Here is a 17,368-nt window from a genome sequence, read left to right as displayed (position 1 = left end):
TTAGTTGTATAAAGTGCAATTATTCCCTTGCGCAGCTGTCCTATAGATGTCCCTAGCATACCTGGTCTGATTTGATCTGATCTGATTTGATTTGATTTGGTCTGGTCTGGTCTGAACTAATCTGATCTCAGAGCATTCGCTTCATAACATCGAACTTTTCTCCCACACTAACTAGCTCTAACACCCTAAACTCACAGTTAGGAATTCCACCTGAGTTTAAGTGTACTTTGTACAACTATTTATATCGGCGTTACTCTGAGCACTTTTTTAACTGCACTTCATACAACTATTTTTAGTGATTTCCCACTTAACCTAATCTTTGATGCGTTCTAAGTGTACAAAGTACAACTATTTCGCATTTAGATGGCTATTTTAGCGTTTTAGTTGTATAAAGTGCACTTATTCCCTTTCCCAACCTCCTAAAGATCTTCTTACCACATTTGATCTGGTCTGAGAGCCTTCACCTCATAATACCGAATTCTTTCTCCCTGATTAACCGGCTTCAGCACCCCCTTCTCACTTAATGATTGCAGCAATCGACGCGCCGTACGGAAATTAATGCAGAAATGCGTGGCCACATCCTTTGGACGTACCGGTCTCCCCAGACGCCAAGCGAAACGCAGAACCTCTTTTTCCTCAGATAAAATAGCTACGCTAGCAGATTTACGCGCCAAGTAAGGCGCCAGCACCAGTTGTAACAGCATCCGGCAGACCTCGGGACGTTGCTGGATATCATCAAAAGAAAAATGAATCATCCTCCAGCCCATCCCAGTCAAAAAAGTGTCCCGATTTACTGAATAGTTGAATTTCTCGCGGTCCATATCTTTCACATGGCTTTGATATCCATCACACTCGATCCCAAAGCTGCTGCCCGTCTGTGGAAGATAAGCAAAGTCCAGAAATTGTGATTTGCGATTCCAGTCATATACTTCGTATTCTGGATGCAAATCGTCTAGGGACTCAAACATAGGCCACCATACATTCTGCAAAAATAGCTTTTCCGCAAAATTATGTCCTCTAACCAGCCTCCCTCTTCTTTCACCTGTTCTTGATTTCATATGCTGGTCGATAAACAAACCATGCGCTTCTTCAAACTCCATAACCTATAGCCTCCCCTACAAAATAAAAAAACGCCCTTCACCGCAAAAAGCGGTTTAAAGGACGTTCTTCGTCTAATCTTATTATAACTAGCTCAACAGGCGTTTTACATTAGAAATCGCACCTTGCGTTACACAATACCACTTATTTTGGCTAAACTTCATCATCTAAGTTTGCATTAGCCACAGCATCATAAATTTAAACCTAGTTAGTTTATTCCACTTTTGCTCGTTCTTCACCAGTTAGTCCGTTCTTCACCAGTTAGTCCGTTCTTCACCAGCTAGTTCATTCTTCACCAGTTAGTTCGTTCTTCACCAGTTAGTCCGTTCTTCACTAGCTAGTTTGTTCTTCGCCAGTTTGCTCATTTCTCGCCAGCTAGTTCGTTCTCGCCAGTTTGCTCATTCTTCACCAGTTAGTTCGTTCATCACCAGCCCGTTCATTCTTCGCCAGCTAGTTCGTTCATCACCAGCCCGTTCATTCTTCGCCAGCTAGTTCGTTCTTAACCAGTTAGTTCGTTCTTCGCCAGCTTGCTCATTCTTCACCAGTTAGTTCGTTCTCGCCAGTTTGCTCATTCTTCGCCAGTTTGCTCGTTCTTCGTCAGTTCCTTGTTACGTCCGTTGGTCAACGCTAACTATAATCACTACACATTTAACTCAGTGTTTAGTTTAACAGTTATATAACCGAACCTACTGCCGGCTACGCCCATGCATTGTGATCGCTTCTTCGACCTTGATGCAGCGGTCCATAATGGCGATCATACCGTGCTCAGCGGCGATTTCAGCGGCTTCCGCGCTAACTATACCCTGCTGGAGCCACAGCACACGTGCGCCAATGTCAGCTGCCTCCTGCGCGACCTTTGCGCAGTGTTCGCTTCGACGGAATACATTGACGATGTCCACTGGCTCTGGAATTTCTGCTAAAGTGTGATAACACTTTTCTCCCAGGATTTCTCCGTCCACCGTTGGGTTAACGGGAATGATCTGATATCCCCGGCTTTGCATGGCGCCCGCGACCATATAAGAGGTACGATCTGTTTTGTCTGATAAGCCAACAACAGCAATGTTACCTGCGGAAGCAAGAATATCTCCAATCTGCTCCCGACTTGGATTCTCAAAGCTCATAAGTTGTGCCCCTTTCCATAGTTACACTTAATGATCCTTGTTTAATTGTAGCTAGATATGCTAGCTCCCTTATTCCTATTGTACCCACTCCACATTCGCACCAAGCGCACGCAAGTGATCAAAATATTGCGGATAAGATTTTGCCACATGATGTGCATCCTTAATCAAAAGAGGTTGACGCGCACGCAAGCCTACTACGGATAGTGCCATAATTACGCGGTGATCATAATGCGCATTAATGGTGACTCCGCCTTCGACACCTTCGGGCATGCCGTGAATAATAATCTCATCGCGTCGTTCTTCTACCTTGGCTCCGGCACGGGTTAACTCTGCCAAGTAATCGGTAATGCGATCACATTCCTTATAGCGCAAATTCTCAACATTGTAGAATCGGGAGGTACCTTCTGCAAATACTGCAGCAGCCACCATGGCCAGTACCGCATCTGTTGCAGCATCTCCATCGAATTCAACAGCTTTTAGGATACCGTTCCCTTGGACATGTACTGTACCCTCTTCATGTGTAAGAGGAACTTCCATCATCCGCAGTACATCAACAATGGCTCTTTCACCTTGTTTACTTTGTTCTGCAAGACGGTGAATTTTCACATCCGACTTTGTAACGGCAGCCGCCGCAAGGATTGCCGCAGAGCCTGGGTAGTCACCTTGAACAGTATATGATTTAGCTGCATAAGCTTGACGACCTGGAACTTTAAAGGACATGTAATCATCCGCGGCGTGCACCACAATACCTGCCTGCTCCAACACTTCCAAGGTTTGGCCCACGACAACCTTCGATTTCAAATCATCGAGGACAATAATTTCACTATCTTCTTCAAGCAATGGTGTCAGAAACAGTAGAGCACTTAAGAACTGGGAGCTTACTGCACCAGAGACAGTAATTCTGCCTCCAACCGGTTTACCCCCACGGATCGTGATCGGCAGTTTCCCTTCATTATGCTCCACCTGAACACCTAGCTGTTCCAACGACACAATCAAGTCGTCATGCGGACGTTTGCCCAATGAGTCTGGATACGTATTTACAAAAGTAACCTCAGGACTTAACGCGGCCACAGCCATAAGAAAACGCAGCACTGCTCCGGCATTTCCTACATTAAGTTCTTTAACGTCTTTTGGGTGACGTCCGAAGCCTTGAATCACAATCTTTTCCTCATCTTCTGTAAGCACAGCACCCAAATCTGCTATGCAGCGGCGGATCGCGTCGCTATCCTCACTATGTGCAGGATGATAAATCGTACTTACTCCTTCAGACAATGCCGCAACCAGCAGATAACGTGTCGTATAGTTTTTGGAAGAGAGGGCTCCAAATTCTCCTTGCAGAGATGGCGTTGGCCTAACAATAACGTCCATAATATAAACTCTCCTTAGTAGATGTAGTGGGTATGTAATGCTCGTTTGACAGGGTATTCTGTTCTTGTGTTATCATTAAACCATTCTTCTGATGAAAAGAGGTCAAACCCATGCATAATGTACCACAAATCACACCGCAAGAATTACGGCAGTGTATAGAGACAGGTGAAGACCTTGTACTCATCGATGTTCGCGAAGACGAAGAGGTGGCCTTTGGGATGATTCCCGGTGCACAACATATCCCTATGGGAGAAATTCCGCACCGTACTGAAGATATTCCAAGCGATGCCAAAGTGATCTTCATTTGCCGTTCCGGTGCCCGCAGCCAACGTGTCTGCGAATATCTACAGCAATTTGGTTATAACGCTGCGAACCTTAGCGGCGGTATGATTGAATGGAATGAGACACTCTCTTAAAAGCTCAACCGCGGTAATGCATTAAAATATGTTGCGACACTTCTGCCGCAGTCAGTCCCGTTGTATCGACCGTGTAATGCGCGAATAGGTATGCATCCTGGCGATCTTCCATGATTCGTCTGACCCGTTCTTCTGCATTGCCGGCGAGCAGCGGACGATTCTCATCCCCGCTAACACGTGCAATAATCTCTTCCTCAGTTGCCGTTAGCGCAACTACATGCCCTTTACTCAGCATTAAGGCTGTATTCCCCGGCGCCAATACCGCGCCTCCACCAGTGGATATTAATTTATTCTCAGACTCTAGCATTTGCTTTAGAACCGCAGTTTCTACGCTTCGAAAGTATTCCTCACCATCTTCTGCGAAGATTTCTGCAATGCTTCTGCCTTCAGTCTCAATAATGACATGATCCAAATCAACCAGCTCATAGCCCAGCTCCTCGGCCAAAATAGCACCAACAGTTGACTTACCAGTCGCCATCATCCCTACTAAAATAATGTTTTTGTTCTTATCTTCCTGACTCATCGTTTTTAGTTCTTCTGTATCCCCAGCCATGACTATCCTCCAACCGCGATATTTGTCATATCATAACACAGGGTCAAAACATTAGACAATCCGCTTCTTCCAGTAAAAAAAGACCCGAAAGGCTCCCCATTTCTGGTGAAGCCGTCCGGGCCGCTTGTCATACCGTCAATTAGATTATTCCGCTGCCATCCAGTTGTGGTGGAAGACGCCTTCTTTGTCCACACGTTTGAAGGTGTGAGCGCCAAAGTAATCACGTTGAGCCTGAAGCAAGTTAGCAGGCAAACGTTCTGTACGGTAGCTGTCATAGTAAGCCAATGCGCTGGAGAATCCAGGAACTGGAACACCCAAAGTTACCGCAGAAGCAATGACTTTACGCCATGCAGATTGGTAATTGTCCATAACATTCTTGAAGAAAGGATCAAGAAGCAGATTCTTAAGCTCTGCATTGTTCTCATAAGCATCTGTGATATTTTGTAGGAAACGGGAACGGATAATGCAGCCGCCGCGCCAGATTTTAGCCAGCTCGCCATATTTCAGATCCCAACCATATTCGTCGGAAGCTACGCGAAGTTGAGCGAAACCTTGCGCGTAGGATACGATTTTGCTCGCGAACAATGCTTTACGCACGTTCTCAATGAATTCGGCTTTGTCACCTTCAAATGTTGTTGCTTCTGGTCCGTTAAGCACTTTGCTTGCTTCTACGCGCTCATCCTTCATAGCAGACAGGAAGCGGGAGAATACGGATTCGGTAATCATGGACAGAGGTACACCAAGATCTAGTGAGCTTTGGCTTGTCCATTTACCAGTACCCTTTTGGCCAGCGGAATCAAGGATAACGTCAACCATAGGTTTGCCGGTTTCTTCGTCGTATTGAGCAAAGATATCAGTAGTGATCTCGATCAAGTAGCTGTCGAGCTCGCCGCTGTTCCACTCTTTGAAAATATTGTGAAGTTCTTTTGCATCCAGACCTAGAACATCTTTCAACAACTGATAAGCTTCACAGATCAATTGCATATCACCATATTCGATACCATTGTGCACCATTTTAACATAGTGTCCTGCACCGTCAGGTCCGATATATGTACAGCAAGGCTCTCCGTCCACTTTGGCTGAGATTGCCGTTAGGATAGGCTCTACAAGTTTATACGCACTTTCTTGACCACCTGGCATAATCGAAGGACCTTTAAGAGCACCTTCTTCACCACCAGAAACTCCAGTACCGATAAAACGGAAACCTTTTTCTTCCAGCTCTTTACTACGACGAACTGTATCAGGGAAGTAAGCATTCCCTCCGTCGATAATGATGTCGCCTTGATCAAGATGCGGCAGCAGTTGCTCGATGGTAGCATCAGTAGCTTTACCAGCTTGAACCATGATCAGAATTTTGCGCGGTGTTTCCAGCGAAGCTACAAATTCCTCAACGGAAAATGTGCCTACGAGGTTTTTACCTTCCGCTTCAGCAAGAAGATCATGTGTCTTCTCCGGGGAGCGGTTGAATACGGATACGGAAAAACCTTTGCTTTCGATATTTAGAGCCAAATTCTTGCCCATTACCGCCAAGCCAATAACGCCGATTTGTTGTTTTGCCATCTGGTCCTCCACCCTTTGCACCCTATATTTTTGTGAAATCCATTTCTCGCAGTATAAGAATACCACCCTTTATCAGAGACAGCAAAGCCTGCCCTGCGAATAGAGATCAATTTCATTGACAAATTCAGTCTAAGAAATGATCACAATGACTATTTTAACGTTTTTAACGTCAGAAGTGAACCCCTGTCTGCAAGTTCCAATACAAATATAAGACACCCCGATGAACGGGGTGCCTTGAAAGAACATTTGCGGCACTTGCTTACCATTCTAACATAAACAATTCCTTGGTCAAAAAGGCAAGCTCAGCTCGACATTTGTCCGCGCGAACCGTATCTCCAGCCTTTAGGGCATCATTTAACCGATCCAACTGTTCATCTACTTCAATTCTCCGCTGGCGAACCCGTTCTTCCCCTTCAATAGAATAAAAGAGTCTTGTCAGCTCCTCATCTGTGAGCATAGGTCCCTTCTGATATAACACGCGCTGCTGATAACCAGAAATTTCAACTAGGCGAATCACTTCGCCAAACAAAATATTTTCAATAATAATCTGCCGATCCCGGAAACGTTTAACGATTGCATGCCCGCGCATATCCCCAATTAATTTCTCCATCCACTCTGACAAGCGAGCATCACGGATCATATAATCGCCCACAAGCTTATAGCCGTCTTTAATCCTTTGAAACCGCAATTTCACTAACTTACGACCCGTACGGACCGAAATCACAAAGACTTGTTCATTCTCGCTCCAATATAGGGAATAACCTTCTTGAATCAAATCCTTGATCAGGTCCTGGATATGCTGTCTGTCGAACCGCAGTTCCAGGTTACAATATTCCACCTCGTCGTTTTTGTTCACGGCACTCCCCCCTAACAGCTTCACATCTGTAAAGCCAACCTTCATTAGTTCAATTCCAGAGTAATCATGGCTGCCGGACCTCTTCTTGAGTTAACTTCCTTTTTGCGTTCGTCTTAATCTTATTTTATACTTCAGTTTATGTAGCGGTAACTTGGTTTATTGACTATTTTTACCCGCAACAGCCTTTCTCCAAACGCTGATCGAGAATTTTAATGCCTTTTAGTCCTTTTGGAGCATAAACGTTCTAGTCCTTCAGCTGCACAGTGTCATACAGAAGACCTTCGAAACTTACTTCCGTTATATCGTATATCCTTCTAATTTTCTAAAAAGCCGCTGATATACCGGATCATTCTCCGGTTATCAGCGGCTTTTTTTCCTCAGCTAGTCTTAAATTTCTGTTTCGTTCTATGCACGATAAGCAGATGCAGCCCGAAGAGCATCAGCATTACAATAGCACTTGCCAGGAATGGGACACCATGTCCTACATGATCCCATAATCTACCTGATAATACTGGCCCCGCTACCATTCCTGAGCCTTGGAGTGTCAGGAACAGCCCCCAGACCGTCCCTCGTTCTCCCTTAGGTACTTGTTTAGCCAGAAAGGCATTCCATGCCGGGAGGATAAGCGCGTAACTTATACCGACCAGTGCCACCGCGATAAAGGCAAGTGGCAGCCAGCGAACCTGAGAGAAAAAGGCCAGCGAAAAGGCAGCTAACAAAAAACCTATATTCAGAAACACCGTTGTCCCTATACGGTCCACCAGCTTACCTGCGGGAATAAGTGCAAGAACTGTAATCCCTCCCCCTGCAATGAGGAGCAAACTGAATTGATTGGGACTAACATGCAGCTCTGTACGTGCGAACAAGGTAACTACAGGTGTCATCAAGCCAATGGCGAAGGCCTGTAGGAACAACGCCGGGTACAGCCATCTGCTGACTTTCAGGGTAGTTCTCACCTGATGCAGCGTTCTTTTTATACTTTCTAACGGACTAAGTTTTTTACGTTCCATTGCTCCGCCAAGTCCATGCATGTCCCTCACGACAGCATGAGACCCGCTAGAAGAGATTCGTTTAGGTAAGAAAAGGGCTACTACAACTACAGCGGCAGCACAACCTAACAAGACTAGAAAAGCCACGTGATAGCTTTGTCCACCCTGATCCATTAAAAAATTCACAACAATTGGACCGATTCCTGTTCCTGCGAGAGAAGCCATCTCAACAGCGCCCATGGCCGCACCACTGCTGCCGCTTTTGGTTGATCCGGCCAGCTCGGTAATCCCGGTCATCACACATGGCCAAAGCGGAGATGTCCCGATCCCAAGAATGAGACAGGCGATGGATAACGCAACGGCCGTTTTGGCATAGATGATCAAACCAATGGCTACTAAAATCAGCAGCAATGCACTTGTCATCGTCCAGCGGAACCCTATGCGCTCCATAACCCAGCCTGAAGGGCTGCGGAAGACGTTGTCCCCCAAATACTGTAGGGCAAAAGCGAATCCCACTACTGTCACCGACAGCCCCAGTATATTCTCCATATACACTGGCAATAAAGCAACAAGCAGCGAACCTTTAACAAATTCAACTAAAAAAATAATTACCCACATCTCAATAATAAATGGTGATGCTAAACTAATATTCATCCGTTGTTCAGCTTTCGTGGACATTCTATCACATCCAAATCCTAGTATTCTGAAGATTGTTTTGTTATACTGATGCTTGCCTTAAAAATTAACTATTCGCGAAAGGTTGTGACAGCATTAAATGAATCAACACCGTACTCCCCTCTTCACAGCTCTAAAAAAGCATGCCGCCGGCAATCCAGTTCAATTTCATATTCCCGGGCATAAGAAGGGGCTAGGAACCGATGCCGAATTCCGTGAGTTTATCGGCGATAACGCTCTATCCATAGATCTAATCAACATCGCACCGCTTGATGATCTACATCAGCCAACTGGCGTAATCCAGGAGGCTCAAAAGCTGGCTGCGAAGGCTTTCGGCGCCGACTATACGTATTTTAGCGTACAGGGCACGAGCAATGCCATCATGACGATGATCCTCTCTGTCTGCTCACCGGGTGAAAAAATAATTGTGCCGCGTAACATTCATAAATCCGTAATGTCGGCCATTATCTTCTCCGGAGCCAAGCCTGTGTTCGTCTCGCCTGTACAGGATGAGAATCTCGGGATAGATCACGGCATAACCACCAGTGCGCTGGAACGAGCGTTAAAGCGTCATCCAGACGCTAAAGGAGTTCTAGTTATCAATCCAACGTACTTCGGCGTATGTGCCGACCTGCGTTCGATTGTCGACCTGGCTCACCGTTACGGGGTACCCGTTCTGGTGGACGAGGCACATGGAGTACTGATTCATTTTCATGAGGATCTGCCGGTTTCGGCCATGCAGGCCGGTGCGGACATAGCTGCCACTAGTGTGCATAAGCTTGGTGGTTCCATGACGCAAAGCTCGGTACTGAATCTAAATGCGAAGACTGGGCTGATTAACCCACAACGGGTGCAGACCATTATGAGCATGCTGACTACAACATCAACCTCATATATTTTATTAGCGTCTCTCGATACATCTAGACGCAATCTCGCGCTGAACGGACATGAAATGGCGGAAAGAACCATCCAATTGTCCAACTACGCACGCGAGACCATTAACACTATCGAAGGCTTGTACAGCTTTGGTAAAGAAATACTTGGAACAGAAGCAACTTTCGATCTAGATCCAACCAAACTTAACATTCACGTTCGCCATTTAGGGATCACTGGTTACGAAACCGAAAACTGGCTGCGTGAGAAATACAACATCGAAGTTGAACTGAGTGACATGTATAATATTCTTTGCCTTATTACCCCAGGTGATACTCAAGAATCAGTAGATAAATTATTAGCTGCTTTACGGGTGCTATCCGCTATCCATTATAGCAAGGGTGAAATCTATGAACTGAAGGTTCAGGTTCCAGAAATCCCGCAGCTTGCTTTAATTCCAAGAGATGCTTTTTATGCTGACACTCAGTTAGTTCCGTTCCGCGAATCTGCTGGATACATCATTGCAGAGTTTATCTATGTATATCCACCGGGGATACCGATTCTCCTCCCTGGCGAAGTCATTACTCAGGATAATATCGACTACATTATCGACCACGTCGAAATCGGCCTGCCGGTTAAAGGGCCTGAGGACCGCAGCATCACTAATGTTAAGGTGATTGTTGAAGCCGATCCTATATCCTAAGATCTATCTTTTCCCTTAAAAACTTAAATCATTTATACAAAAACCCGATACCATAATGAGTATCGGGTTTCTGTATATAAGCATCAACTGTTCCATTCACATAGAACAGCTTAAGTTTAGTCGCTAGAATCTATTCTTGCTGAGCAAGCAGATTGTTGTAAGCTTCTTCAACAGCTTTCCATTCTTCTTCATCTTCGATATTATACAATACCATTTCTTCGTCTTCTTCTTCCATACGCAGAATAATGCCGTCTGCTTCTGGATTCTCGCGCTCTAACAACAGAGCATATAATTTCTCGCCTATGTCGAACGTTTCTACAAGCACCATTTCCACATCTTCGCCCTGCTCGTTCGTCAAGGTCAGCACAAACTCCTCGTGCTCATGGTCGTGATCATGCCCGCAACCGCATGCTTCACCATGCTCATGTTTGTGATCGCTCATTGTAATACCTCACTTTGAATTGTATTATCCTACATCTGGTATCGTACCACGTTAGATTAGTTCAGGTCAATTTAGAACACCTAATTTAACGCTGTTATTACCTTCTCCGACACAAGTACGTAATCGGCATTTTTGGAGGGCTTAATATAGAAGCCTACCCGATATTTGCCCGCTTCTTTAAAATCATAAGTAAACTCCGAGGTTGGAAACCAGAAATTATCCTTCTGCGAGCCTTCAAGCACCTGTGACTGAATATCCTTAACGTTTCCAGACGGATCTGTCATGGCCACTTTCACAGCTGAAATCTCTTCGGTCAGACTATCTACCTGAGTTAATATCTTTATTTTCAGCTTGCCTACATTGACATTGCCAAAAACCGTATCCCCTTTAAAAAGTACAATATGGACATTAGGTTTAAGGATCGTAACTTTCCCAGAACCGTCCCAAGTAACAACCCCGCCTGTTTCTCTAGCAGGAATGTACGTTTTTCCATCAATTAGATAACCGCCGTCTACAATTTCTTTTCCGTTGCTCCATACTCTAATTTTCTGATTAACGGAATCGGCGAATAATAATGAGCCACCCATTAAGGAAAAAGCAAACACGCACAAAGTGATTTTTTTCCATCTATTCATTTGAGACCCTCCAGATAATTCATGCTGTTAATATATACTTACTTTGTTTCAGCAAGTTGCGCTGATTTCAGGTAAATATTTCATTGATCTTGCGAAAAATGATATTATGGTCTTATTCGAAGTAGAAACATTAGCTATAACCGATTTCAGGAGGGTTCTTTCTTATGAGTCTAAGCCTACAAATGCTAGGAACAGGCAATGCTTTTGCGAAAAAATATTTTAACAACAATGGCTTGCTGCTAGATGAAAATTACACCCTGCTGATTGATTGCGGGATAACAGCCCCGCTTGCCATGCATAGACTTGAAAAATCCTTCAGTGACGTAAATGCTACGCTCATTACACATATTCATGCAGATCATGTTGGAGGGCTGGAAGAGCTTGCGCTAACCTTAAAGCATGTGCACTGTAAAAAAATGACCTTACTTCTTCCGGAGACACTTATAGAGCCCTTGTGGAACAATACGTTAAAGGGAGGTTTATACCAAGAAGATGCTGTATCTTCCTTATCTGATATCTTCGATGTTAAGCCCATGCAGCCTGAAAATACCTACAAGCTCTCTCCTACTCTTTCATTAGAGATCATACAAACACCGCATATTCCCGGGAAAAACAGTTATTCCCTTCTAATAAACAACGAGATTTTTTATAGTGCGGACATGACCTTTCAGCCGGATCTACTGATTAGCCTTGTGCGGGAGCGCGGGATCCGGATCATCCTGCATGACTGCCAACTAGGTGGAACAGGCGTTGTTCACACTACGCTGGAAGAGCTGATGTCTCTGCCTAAAGATGTTCGCGAGCGGATCAAGCTCATGCATTATAGCGATGAACAACCAGATTTCGTCGGACTTACAGGAGAGATGGAATTTTTAGAGCAGCATGTGAACTATAAACTCTGATCTTTACAAAAAAAAGCCGTACATAAACGTCTGTAGACGTATGCACGGCTTTTCGTGTTGAACTATGAAAATGTCGGCAAATTATCCAGATTGTTAGTTGGATCTCCATCCGCATCTCCGCGAATATAAGTTTCTCCATCCTTACCTTTAAAAGCGTTCACTCCGGCAATATTTCCGGCCTGTACTTCTTGCAGGGCTTGGTCATACGCCAGCACACGTCCTGTAGAGGTCTGGAAGCTTGTTAAATCGCCATCCCCATTTTTTTGAACAGCTACGAAAGATTCACGTTCGTTATTTGGCACTTAAGTTCGCCCCTTGCACTTGGATTTGCCATCATTCGGCACATCCTAGCTTGCGTAGAGCGTCCAATAATTATGTGCGCCATCTTTAAAGCATTTTTTGCATACGTACATGTAATATACCTGCATCATAAAATGGTTCTGTAGAAATAACTTCATAGCCGAGTTTCTTATAGAAATTCTCTGCCTGACACTGAGCATCTAGAATTGAAGCTTCCAGTCCAAGCTCCCGAGCAAGCTCTTCCATCGCCAGTAACAAGACACGTCCGTATCCTTTGACCCGATAGTCTTTCAATACGGCGATGCGCTGCATTTTAGCAGTACCTGCTTTGTAATAGATCAATCTACCCGTTGCTACAGGTATCCCTTCATCTATAATCAGAATATGGTGCGCATTCGGACTGATGGCATCATATTCGTCAATTTCTTCCTCGGCCGGTACCTTTTGTTCCTCAACAAATACTTTAGTACGGATATCCAGTCCCATCTGAAGCTGTTCCTCTGTAGTTACCCGTAAGATTTCTGCCGCCATGTTAGTTGCAAACTCCTCTCTCTATGTAGCCAACGATAGTTGTCTATTATATAAAATAATGACAAGAAAGAAAAGCCTACACATGGAATCCGTAACCTCTCAGTAGACTAATCCACAGAATATACTTCTTCAGGGATTGAACGGTTATATACGTCTTGCATCACAGGTGACAACGGAGGATACTGACTTTTAGATTTGCCATCCAGATTGGTCATCTCATTGATTTCGATAACTTTTGCGGGTTTCACCGTAGAGCACCCCACTACACCCAGCAGTAACACTAGGCAAACGCCGACTTCCCATTTCACAATTTTAGACATAAAAAAGCTCCTTTCATCGCAGCTGCAGTTATACTCACTACAGCTTTGACGATTCAGGAGCTTTATAAACAATAGGAGCTATTCATTCCAGTTGCCCTCTTAGAGATTGACGTTTCCAACCAAATGGACTAGATACATCATCCCAACCAAAAAGCCTGCTAAAACAAAATAAGCTGTTCCATATTTCCAGCGTGTACTGGCTGGCACATCGTAATACTTATCATTATCGTGCACGGTACAGCTGATGTCACATTGCATTTTTAAATGAAGACCATTCTCTAACGTTACTTGCTCCAGCTGCGAAATTCTTACCTTTTCAATAATACATTGCTGTGGCAGTGTAGCTTTGCCATAATAATTCAGCTGGTCCCATCTGACCACAACATACTGCTGTCTCTCTAGATCACTGTAGGTAGTAAAAGGTAAATCCCGGCGATGCTCAGCTCCTGGAATCATGTAACCCGCCTCTCGCAAGGGCTCCACGGGAATTAAGAACCCCTTAGTGACAGACTGCGGCCGGTTGTTGTTACGTCTTTTCACATATTTATTATACAGATCGTAAGCAAACATTGCCCAGATGATAAAGAACAAAATCGAACGCAAGTAAACGATTATAGCTAAGCCACCCACCAGACCCACAAGCCACAGCCAGCGCGTAACTGCGGTAGCAATACGTCCACCGTCTAGCGGATGGATTGGCAGCAGGTTAATCAAATTAAGCAATAAGCCTATATAAGCCAGGGAATAAAGAAGTGGACTATCCATATAATATGCCGCTCCAAACACAGCAGTAGCCCCAATAGTACCCAGAATCGGTCCGCCAAAAGCAACATACGCTTCTGTCTTCGCATCCAGCGGATGTTTTTTCATAGTAATTAACGCGCCTAAAAAAGGAATAAATAACGGAGCGCTGACGGGTAACCCGATCCGCTTAGCGGCTATGACATGTCCCAATTCATGAACAAGCAAAAGCAGGACGATACCTATAGCAAACCCCCACGGATAAATCAAAGCATATGCCCCTATCGAAACCATCATGGAAATTAACGGCCCGGCAATTTTACCTATTTTCAGCAGAGACAAAATCGCCTTTCCTTTTAACAGGAGCATGGCGGCTCCGCCCCCCAACCATTTCAGCGGAGTAGAAGTATTCTTTTTCTGCTCATTTTGCATTTGCGGCAAGATCACAAGCTCCTTTATCTTTCAATTTTAAGAAACTACTGTACAGTTCCATCTATCTTATCATAGAAGCATTAAATATATTTCTACAGTGAGCCCTTCGGAAAGTATACGACGCAACTTTTAGAAACGTTTCAGCGTCAAACCAACTATCTTGGATAAATTTTACTGCCAGATAAAGAAAGGGTTGGTTAATATGCTCTCTTTTCACTCCAAAGCTTGGTTATCCGTCTTAATGCTCTCAACACTTTTACTCCCTGCCACCATGTCAGCAAGCTCTTCATTAACTGTATCGGAGTCCTCTGCGCTTGCCCAAGCTTCCTCTGCTAGTACTTCGCAAGTATACTACCAATTTGGCATTCCTGGTGGAAACATAGGCGGACCTGCGCTGCTCAAAAATGGTGTAATCTACGTAGATGTTCGGGGGATCGCTGAACAAGCTGGCTTAAAAATGGAATGGGATAAATCCGGCAAACGTGCTCTGTTCAAAGGCTGGACTAAAAGTTTTGCTGTTCGAATCGGGAGTCAAACTGGCGTGCTTGACGGGAAAGCGGTAGATCTAGGAGGAATACCTTTTAAATCCAAAGAAGATGGGATATATGTGCCGGCCCGTTTTATCGTTAAGGCTTTCGAAGGCAGCCATCTCCGTCTGGACTCCACAACGAACACACTTTTAGCAGATGATCTGAAGACCTACAATGTTTTCACAGAATCCTTTGGAGGGCGTACCTATACGCTGGTCAAAGCTAATGGTGATTTATATGTCTCACAAGGCAAGGATACGGTGATAAAACTCACTTCACTCCAAACAAACTTTGACTGGGCAGGAATGAAGATCGAGAAAACGGCGGGGGGTCTGCTAGTAATTAAGATTATTGATTCCTATGGAGAGCCTCATATTAATACACGCGAAATCACACTCATATTCAAAAATGGTGCATTACTACGCAAGGCCACATTCGCTTACCAGTTCAGAGGAGATGCAGATTTCAAACCTTATGATGGCAACCTCATCTTGCATGATGGTAATACCTTACGTTTCATCCAAGACGGCACAGGCAATGTAATAGATACTCTTGATCTTGTAAAGCTGGGTGGCGAGGAAGATGCTTACTATGTAGAAAGCATTGATAAAGAAATCATACTGCTTCGTGGAAATCAGAATGGATTGCTAACCTTAATCGACCGCCAAACAGGCGAGCGAACCCTTTTGTATAAGGAGCTACTCACAGCAAAGGATCAGGAATATGCGGAAAATAACGATGTTCCTTTTAAAGGAGATACTTTGAAATTCGTAAAACGGAGCGGTGACAAATTGTATTTTATAAATGACTCCCCGCTTACTGGCAAAAAAGAAGTTATCTACTCCATTGAAGCTCATTCCTAATTAGTTTCCGGACTCTTGAGAATAAATAAGACGATGCCCATCTATCTTTGGTTCATATATAAAATCGCTGTGACTGAATGGTCCGGTAGCAGTTTGTAATAACATAAGTGTAGGTGTTATAAACATACAAAACTCCTCCATCCAATTATAGCTCTTGGCTACTAAGGATAGAGGAGGTAAGAGTTGGGAGGCTATTTTATTAGCTGTTAGGCAAATAGTTTGAGTTACTTAATATTTGATCCACAATATAAAGAAGGTCATCGTCATTGACGTACTCATCACCAGCTTGCTGAGCGTTGTATTTTACCGGATCAACATCCGCCGCCAAATACTTGAAATATCTGGCGTCAATCGCTAGATCAACCAAGGTGAATTCTCCTGATTTGTTGACATCTGTTGCTTCAATTATGATGCTGTCCTCTAAACAGTTTTCTTTCTCAAGATCATATTCCTGCTCCGTATCAGCAATCCTAGCTTTTGTGGAATCGACTACTGCTGTTCCTATGGCTTTCGCCTTGAACTTCAATTTCAGAATAACTGTGTCTTTATTAATCCCGTAGTCTTCACCTTTGCTGGCTACGATAAAGCGTAGAGTACCGTTTAAGTCGGTTGGTGTGTTGTATACTTTATAGCCAGCAACCTCTTCAAATCCAAGATACTGTAGGTGTTGATTGTCATACTTTATTTCAAAGTCTTCGGCATAAATATCTTTTACATTTTTGAGTGAAACTCCTGCTGTGAACTCTTGACCTACTCCTACCTTTTCTTTTTCGATCGTCACATCAAGTGTAGGATTCAGGACTGGTGTTGGTGTCTTTTTTACAAAAACTTTTAAATCATATAAAAAGCCTGGGCTTCCTTCTGTACCAGTTCGTGCAAGAGTTATTTTTTTAACTCCTTTTAAGTCTAAAGTTGTGTAACCTCCACTTCCTCCAGCGACAGTAGTATTACTTGTTCCATTGTCATAATTGAAAATTATTGCAACACCTGACCCATAAATTCCACCTACTGAGTAAGATGAATAACCCGAAATATCGATAGGATTCTCAAAGGAAATAGTATAATGATTGTACATTTGGGTGCCTGTGGTATTATTATTGTCGGTAAAACTAAGATTTTCAATAGTGCTATTTGCAATTACAAATGGTTTTCCTGATAGATAATCGTATACGTCCTCCGGCACACTTTCTGCATGAATCTTACTTATAGGCAAAAGTAAAGTTAATAGAAACGTAAGAAAGAAAAGTTTTTTCATTATACACCCCTTGAATAATTTTTATCGACAGGAAAATGTCTTTAGTTCTTAATTTCCTGTAGATTTTATTAGTTCAATATATGTTGGAACTGCGACGAATCAAATGTTTCGGATTCCATAAATCAAATGAGCATTTTATGTACTAAGTTTATAAAATAATACTTCTCCTTTCTTCTTAGAATGAGAACCCAATAACAATACAAGC

18 protein-coding genes and 1 pseudogene are annotated in these 17,368 nt (G+C 43.8%); 4 read left to right on the top strand and 15 right to left on the bottom strand.

The window, feature by feature from the left end; all coding sequences use genetic code 11:
• Nucleotides 1-431: 431 nt before the first annotated feature.
• The 3 genes from NSQ91_RS12585 to aroA all read right to left on the bottom strand — a co-directional run bounded on the left by NSQ91_RS12585 (nucleotide 432) and on the right by aroA (nucleotide 3,587).
• Nucleotides 432-1,100, bottom strand: coding sequence for a hypothetical protein (locus NSQ91_RS12585; RefSeq protein ID WP_076305213.1), 669 nt, complete (start codon nucleotides 1,098-1,100; stop codon nucleotides 432-434).
• Nucleotides 1,101-1,784: 684 nt separating this feature from the next.
• Complete coding sequence (locus NSQ91_RS12580) at nucleotides 1,785-2,219, bottom strand: CoA-binding protein (RefSeq protein WP_076305214.1); 435 nt, start codon at nucleotides 2,217-2,219, stop codon at nucleotides 1,785-1,787.
• A 75-nt stretch (nucleotides 2,220-2,294) separates the two neighbouring features.
• Nucleotides 2,295-3,587 (bottom strand): 3-phosphoshikimate 1-carboxyvinyltransferase, encoded by a 1,293-nt coding sequence (gene aroA / locus NSQ91_RS12575; RefSeq protein WP_076305215.1) that lies wholly within the window; start codon nucleotides 3,585-3,587, stop codon nucleotides 2,295-2,297.
• Nucleotides 3,588-3,697: 110 nt separating this feature from the next.
• Between aroA and NSQ91_RS12570 the strand changes: the two genes are divergently transcribed.
• Nucleotides 3,698-4,003: a rhodanese-like domain-containing protein gene (locus NSQ91_RS12570; RefSeq protein ID WP_036686126.1), complete on the top strand. Its 306-nt coding sequence runs from the start codon at nucleotides 3,698-3,700 to the stop codon at nucleotides 4,001-4,003.
• Nucleotides 4,004-4,007: 4 nt separating this feature from the next.
• Here the strand turns inward: NSQ91_RS12570 and NSQ91_RS12565 are convergent, their stop codons facing one another.
• The 4 genes from NSQ91_RS12565 to NSQ91_RS12550 all read right to left on the bottom strand — a co-directional run bounded on the left by NSQ91_RS12565 (nucleotide 4,008) and on the right by NSQ91_RS12550 (nucleotide 8,639).
• Nucleotides 4,008-4,556, bottom strand: a complete 549-nt coding sequence (locus tag NSQ91_RS12565; protein ID WP_235219530.1) for a shikimate kinase — start codon at nucleotides 4,554-4,556, stop codon at nucleotides 4,008-4,010.
• Between the two features lie 144 nt (nucleotides 4,557-4,700).
• A complete protein-coding gene (gene gndA, locus NSQ91_RS12560) occupies nucleotides 4,701-6,116 on the bottom strand; it encodes an NADP-dependent phosphogluconate dehydrogenase (protein ID WP_038570246.1) in 1,416 nt (471 codons plus the stop codon).
• A gap of 259 nt (nucleotides 6,117-6,375) precedes the next feature.
• The gene (locus NSQ91_RS12555; protein ID WP_036686566.1) at nucleotides 6,376-6,972 is read right to left on the bottom strand and encodes a hypothetical protein; all 597 of its coding nucleotides are present in this window, start codon (nucleotides 6,970-6,972) and stop codon (nucleotides 6,376-6,378) included.
• A 377-nt stretch (nucleotides 6,973-7,349) separates the two neighbouring features.
• Nucleotides 7,350-8,639: an MFS transporter gene (locus NSQ91_RS12550; protein WP_076129116.1), complete on the bottom strand. Its 1,290-nt coding sequence runs from the start codon at nucleotides 8,637-8,639 to the stop codon at nucleotides 7,350-7,352.
• 97 nt (nucleotides 8,640-8,736) lie between these two features.
• Here NSQ91_RS12550 and NSQ91_RS12545 point away from each other — a divergent pair, with 97 nt between their 5' ends.
• Entirely contained in the window at nucleotides 8,737-10,212 is a 1,476-nt protein-coding gene (locus NSQ91_RS12545) for an aminotransferase class I/II-fold pyridoxal phosphate-dependent enzyme (protein WP_036686120.1), read from the top strand.
• A 130-nt stretch (nucleotides 10,213-10,342) separates the two neighbouring features.
• On the opposite strand, the gene NSQ91_RS12540 is transcribed toward NSQ91_RS12545, so the two are convergent.
• The gene (locus tag NSQ91_RS12540; RefSeq protein ID WP_036686118.1) at nucleotides 10,343-10,654 is read right to left on the bottom strand and encodes a DUF1292 domain-containing protein; all 312 of its coding nucleotides are present in this window, start codon (nucleotides 10,652-10,654) and stop codon (nucleotides 10,343-10,345) included.
• 80 nt (nucleotides 10,655-10,734) lie between these two features.
• Entirely contained in the window at nucleotides 10,735-11,289 is a 555-nt protein-coding gene (locus tag NSQ91_RS12535; protein ID WP_036686116.1) for a copper amine oxidase, read from the bottom strand.
• Between the two features lie 164 nt (nucleotides 11,290-11,453).
• On the opposite strand from NSQ91_RS12535, the gene NSQ91_RS12530 reads away from it, so the two are divergent.
• The gene (locus NSQ91_RS12530; protein ID WP_076305216.1) at nucleotides 11,454-12,191 is read left to right on the top strand and encodes an MBL fold metallo-hydrolase; all 738 of its coding nucleotides are present in this window, start codon (nucleotides 11,454-11,456) and stop codon (nucleotides 12,189-12,191) included.
• 62 nt (nucleotides 12,192-12,253) lie between these two features.
• Here the strand turns inward: NSQ91_RS12530 and NSQ91_RS12525 are convergent, their stop codons facing one another.
• The 4 genes from NSQ91_RS12525 to NSQ91_RS12510 all read right to left on the bottom strand — a co-directional run bounded on the left by NSQ91_RS12525 (nucleotide 12,254) and on the right by NSQ91_RS12510 (nucleotide 14,515).
• Entirely contained in the window at nucleotides 12,254-12,493 is a 240-nt protein-coding gene (locus tag NSQ91_RS12525; protein WP_036686113.1) for a DUF3892 domain-containing protein, read from the bottom strand.
• A gap of 85 nt (nucleotides 12,494-12,578) precedes the next feature.
• Nucleotides 12,579-13,022 (bottom strand): GNAT family N-acetyltransferase, encoded by a 444-nt coding sequence (locus NSQ91_RS12520; protein WP_076136093.1) that lies wholly within the window; start codon nucleotides 13,020-13,022, stop codon nucleotides 12,579-12,581.
• A 107-nt stretch (nucleotides 13,023-13,129) separates the two neighbouring features.
• A complete protein-coding gene (locus tag NSQ91_RS12515; protein ID WP_076219148.1) occupies nucleotides 13,130-13,342 on the bottom strand; it encodes a hypothetical protein in 213 nt (70 codons plus the stop codon).
• A 99-nt stretch (nucleotides 13,343-13,441) separates the two neighbouring features.
• Nucleotides 13,442-14,515: a site-2 protease family protein gene (locus tag NSQ91_RS12510; RefSeq protein ID WP_076219152.1), complete on the bottom strand. Its 1,074-nt coding sequence runs from the start codon at nucleotides 14,513-14,515 to the stop codon at nucleotides 13,442-13,444.
• 202 nt (nucleotides 14,516-14,717) lie between these two features.
• Between NSQ91_RS12510 and NSQ91_RS12505 the strand changes: the two genes are divergently transcribed.
• A complete protein-coding gene (locus NSQ91_RS12505) occupies nucleotides 14,718-15,908 on the top strand; it encodes a copper amine oxidase N-terminal domain-containing protein (RefSeq protein ID WP_340012419.1) in 1,191 nt (396 codons plus the stop codon).
• Between the two features lie 6 nt (nucleotides 15,909-15,914).
• Here the strand turns inward: NSQ91_RS12505 and NSQ91_RS12500 are convergent.
• Nucleotides 15,915-16,034 (bottom strand): annotated as a pseudogene (locus tag NSQ91_RS12500) (ATP-dependent DNA ligase); the annotation flags it as partial.
• Nucleotides 16,035-16,107: 73 nt separating this feature from the next.
• A complete protein-coding gene (locus tag NSQ91_RS12495) occupies nucleotides 16,108-17,163 on the bottom strand; it encodes a cohesin domain-containing protein (RefSeq protein ID WP_076305217.1) in 1,056 nt (351 codons plus the stop codon).
• Nucleotides 17,164-17,368 lie beyond the last annotated feature (205 nt).

Source organism: Paenibacillus sp. FSL R7-0048, from assembly GCF_038004505.1.
Lineage (GTDB): Bacteria > Bacillota > Bacilli > Paenibacillales > Paenibacillaceae > Paenibacillus_AQ > Paenibacillus_AQ odorifer.
This window is presented reverse-complemented; position numbering and strand designations above follow the sequence as displayed.

What these genes read in the sequence shown, in the direction of transcription:
- NSQ91_RS12550 (WP_076129116.1), bottom strand. Translation starts at nt 8,639, where the DNA reads ATGTCCACGAAAGCTGAACAACGGATGAATATTAGTTTAGCATCACCA.
- NSQ91_RS12570 (WP_036686126.1), top strand. Translation starts at nt 3,698, where the DNA reads ATGCATAATGTACCACAAATCACACCGCAAGAATTACGGCAGTGTATA.
- aroA (WP_076305215.1), bottom strand. Translation starts at nt 3,587, where the DNA reads ATGGACGTTATTGTTAGGCCAACGCCATCTCTGCAAGGAGAATTTGGA.
- gndA (WP_038570246.1), bottom strand. Translation starts at nt 6,116, where the DNA reads ATGGCAAAACAACAAATCGGCGTTATTGGCTTGGCGGTAATGGGCAAG.
- NSQ91_RS12515 (WP_076219148.1), bottom strand. Translation starts at nt 13,342, where the DNA reads ATGTCTAAAATTGTGAAATGGGAAGTCGGCGTTTGCCTAGTGTTACTG.
- NSQ91_RS12505 (WP_340012419.1), top strand. Translation starts at nt 14,718, where the DNA reads ATGCTCTCTTTTCACTCCAAAGCTTGGTTATCCGTCTTAATGCTCTCA.
- NSQ91_RS12510 (WP_076219152.1), bottom strand. Translation starts at nt 14,515, where the DNA reads ATGCAAAATGAGCAGAAAAAGAATACTTCTACTCCGCTGAAATGGTTG.
- NSQ91_RS12580 (WP_076305214.1), bottom strand. Translation starts at nt 2,219, where the DNA reads ATGAGCTTTGAGAATCCAAGTCGGGAGCAGATTGGAGATATTCTTGCT.
- NSQ91_RS12585 (WP_076305213.1), bottom strand. Translation starts at nt 1,100, where the DNA reads ATGGAGTTTGAAGAAGCGCATGGTTTGTTTATCGACCAGCATATGAAA.
- NSQ91_RS12530 (WP_076305216.1), top strand. Translation starts at nt 11,454, where the DNA reads ATGAGTCTAAGCCTACAAATGCTAGGAACAGGCAATGCTTTTGCGAAA.
- NSQ91_RS12565 (WP_235219530.1), bottom strand. Translation starts at nt 4,556, where the DNA reads ATGGCTGGGGATACAGAAGAACTAAAAACGATGAGTCAGGAAGATAAG.
- NSQ91_RS12520 (WP_076136093.1), bottom strand. Translation starts at nt 13,022, where the DNA reads ATGGCGGCAGAAATCTTACGGGTAACTACAGAGGAACAGCTTCAGATG.
- NSQ91_RS12540 (WP_036686118.1), bottom strand. Translation starts at nt 10,654, where the DNA reads ATGAGCGATCACAAACATGAGCATGGTGAAGCATGCGGTTGCGGGCAT.
- NSQ91_RS12495 (WP_076305217.1), bottom strand. Translation starts at nt 17,163, where the DNA reads ATGAAAAAACTTTTCTTTCTTACGTTTCTATTAACTTTACTTTTGCCT.
- NSQ91_RS12535 (WP_036686116.1), bottom strand. Translation starts at nt 11,289, where the DNA reads ATGAATAGATGGAAAAAAATCACTTTGTGCGTGTTTGCTTTTTCCTTA.
- NSQ91_RS12545 (WP_036686120.1), top strand. Translation starts at nt 8,737, where the DNA reads ATGAATCAACACCGTACTCCCCTCTTCACAGCTCTAAAAAAGCATGCC.